Here is a 2,511-nt window from a genome sequence, read left to right as displayed (position 1 = left end):
GTAAGCGTCGCTAGTAGCACACGTTGACCATGATTTTATTCTAAGGTGGATCACTTTTGTTGGCCATGCAGCCGGTCAAGATAATTGACGCTAGCGTGTGAGCTCGATATTCCAAGGCAGCAGGTGATCAATGTCGTCGCTGTCTTTGATAAGCGGCCATTGCTCGAACAGACTTATCAGGTAGTCAATCGGTTCGAGGCCGTTGGCCTTTGCGGTTTCCACCAGGCTGTAAAGCACCGCACTGGCATCGGCGCCGCCATGGGTGTTAGCAAACAACCAGGCTTTGCGGCCTATCACGAACGGTTTGATGGCGCGCTCGGCTCGGTTATTGTCGATGTTGATGCGCCCGTCGGTTAAATATACTTGCAGTTTTGACCACTGGTTTAGGGTGTATTGCACGGCCCTGCCGATAATACTGGTCGGTGGCACGTGCATGGCCTGCGTGTCCAGCCATTTTCTGAAGTCTTTCAGAATAACCATCGATTCTATTTGGCGAGCGCTTAAGCGTTCCTCTGCCGATTTGTCGGCCATGCGTTTTTCAACGCGATACAGCTTTTGGATAAAGGCTATTGCCATATCCGCTTTGCCGGTTTTCTTTTTCCCTTGCACGGTTTTGGCGTCCATGAACTTGCGCCTTGCATGTGCCCAGCAACCCGCAAGATTGGCCTCGGTTTGCTCATAGCCATGATAGCCATCCACTTGCAAGGGCCCGCGATAGCCTTGCAGGAAGTCCTTAGGATGCGAGCCAGCACGACCATCCTGATAGTCATAAAGCACGATGTTGGGTGATGGTGAGGTACTATCAGGTGGCGGTTTGTCACCGCCACACCCATACACCCACATGTAGGATTTGCTTTTCTCCGACTGGATGACTTTGATTGTTGTCTCGTCTGCCCACAGCACCGGCTGTTGCACCAATAAGTCATGCATGCGCTGGTACAGCGGCTCAAGCTTTTGACTCACCGCCACCAACCAACGGCTCATGGTCTGGCGGCTGATGTCCGCACCGAACTGCTTGAACATGGTTTCTTGGCGGTACAGCGGCAAGCCATACTGGAACTTGGCCGTGATGATTTGAGCGAGCAGGCTTGGCGTAGCAATGCTCTTGGGCAGCATGCTCGGTGGCATCGGTGCCTGCTTAATCTTCGTCTCGGTTCCGTGTTGCTCGCAGGTGCGGCAGCTGTACTTCGGCCGTACATGGCGAATCACTTGCACCTTGGCAGGGATAAAATCGAGCTTCTCGCTGACATCCTCGCCCATGCGATGCATATCAGTGCCGCAGCACTCGCAGGTTTTTTCATCGTCGCTGATGTCGTGAACGACTTCTTTACGCGGCAGTGAGGCATCTAAACGGGCACGGCGACCGACTTTACGGGTGTAGGCGATATGCTGCTCGGCAGCCACCTCATCCTCGTCAGGCTGGAGGATGTCTTCGATTTCGTTGAACAGGTCACCTTGGCCAGGCAAGCCTTCGGTGCTGGCAGCAAAGCGCTTCTTCAGCTCTAATTGCCATTTTTCCAGTAGCTGATAAAAATCACGCTTCCAGCGCTCACTTTCTTGCTGCAATCGAGCCGTCTCAGCCTGCTGCTCAAGCAGCATTGCTTTGAGGGCTTCAACGTCGTTTGGAAGTGTGTTGGTATCAGTCTTTTTCATGCGGATATTATACCGCATGAATCAGCGCTAAGCCGCTATAAATAAGGCGTTTTTTAGACCGATTGGTGATCGATAATTTGCTGTTATGCTTGATCCCTATATGGCCAAATACGATCAGGTCACCGAACTAAAATGCAGCGGTTGATGGCCTTTCATTAAGGTGATATCGAGGCCATCTAAGAGCCATGCCCATTGCTGCTCAGTCAGCGTGATGGTGCTACCGGGCATCTTGCGGGGCCATTTGAACTTGGCCTTTTCCAGGCGCTTATACCACAGGCAGAAGCCTGTTTTGTCCCAGTACAAGACCTTGAGTTTATCGCGCTGACGATTGCAAAAGATAAACAGCGCACCACTGAATGGCGAGAGCGCCATTTCGCTCTCAACAATGGCGCTTAAGCCATTGATGCTTTTACGAAAATCCACCGGCGCTTTGTGCAAATAGATAGCCGGCGGCTCAACGAACATCTTCATGCGCTGAGCTCTTTGACCAGTTGGGCCACCCAGCGTGGTGACACCGACAACGGCAACACCAACTCAGTTTGGCCAATACGTAGCTGGAGTGTTTGTTGTGAGTTGACTGACTGCGGCACCGCCAGAGCAAACCCGGAATTACTGTCTTCCGCTTCGCGTTGCAACTCTAATCGACGCTGACTAAAGTACGCGGGGTTGATGCCTAGCGGCTCACAAAACTGCTTCTGGCTAAGGTCGCTTTGCTCAAATTCAGCAATCAGCTCACGCCATTGCTCGCGGGTTCGATGTACTCGACTCATAGTGCTATCACCTTTTAAGATAAACCTGGTGGTAGCCTATGGTTTCAAACTATGGCTGAATAGGTGTGGTTGACGTTACGCTTACCTT

Annotated in this window: 3 protein-coding genes; all 3 read right to left on the bottom strand. The window is 52.0% G+C overall.

Annotation, left to right across the window (positions count from 1 at the left end):
• Positions 1 to 90 precede the first annotated feature (90 nt).
• Positions 91 to 1,653, bottom strand: coding sequence for an IS66 family transposase (gene tnpC, locus CWE06_RS12275; RefSeq protein ID WP_126794745.1), 1,563 nt, complete (start codon positions 1,651 to 1,653; stop codon positions 91 to 93).
• Positions 1,654 to 1,767: 114 nt separating this feature from the next.
• Positions 1,768 to 2,124 (bottom strand): IS66 family insertion sequence element accessory protein TnpB, encoded by a 357-nt coding sequence (gene tnpB / locus CWE06_RS12270; RefSeq protein WP_126794743.1) that lies wholly within the window; start codon positions 2,122 to 2,124, stop codon positions 1,768 to 1,770.
• Positions 2,121 to 2,423 (bottom strand): IS66 family insertion sequence element accessory protein TnpA, encoded by a 303-nt coding sequence (tnpA, locus tag CWE06_RS12265; protein ID WP_126794740.1) that lies wholly within the window; start codon positions 2,421 to 2,423, stop codon positions 2,121 to 2,123. Before tnpA ends, tnpB begins: the two co-directional genes overlap by 4 nt.
• Positions 2,424 to 2,511 lie beyond the last annotated feature (88 nt).

It is taken from the genome of Aliidiomarina haloalkalitolerans, from assembly GCF_003987315.1.
Taxonomy (GTDB): domain Bacteria; phylum Pseudomonadota; class Gammaproteobacteria; order Enterobacterales; family Alteromonadaceae; genus Aliidiomarina; species Aliidiomarina haloalkalitolerans.
This window is presented reverse-complemented; position numbering and strand designations above follow the sequence as displayed.

Bases quoted from the DNA above. Each gene is read 5' to 3' on its own strand.
- tnpA (WP_126794740.1), bottom strand. From the start codon at position 2,423: ATGAGTCGAGTACATCGAACCCGCGAGCAATGGCGTGAGCTGATTGCT.
- tnpB (WP_126794743.1), bottom strand. From the start codon at position 2,124: ATGAAGATGTTCGTTGAGCCGCCGGCTATCTATTTGCACAAAGCGCCG.
- tnpC (WP_126794745.1), bottom strand. From the start codon at position 1,653: ATGAAAAAGACTGATACCAACACACTTCCAAACGACGTTGAAGCCCTC.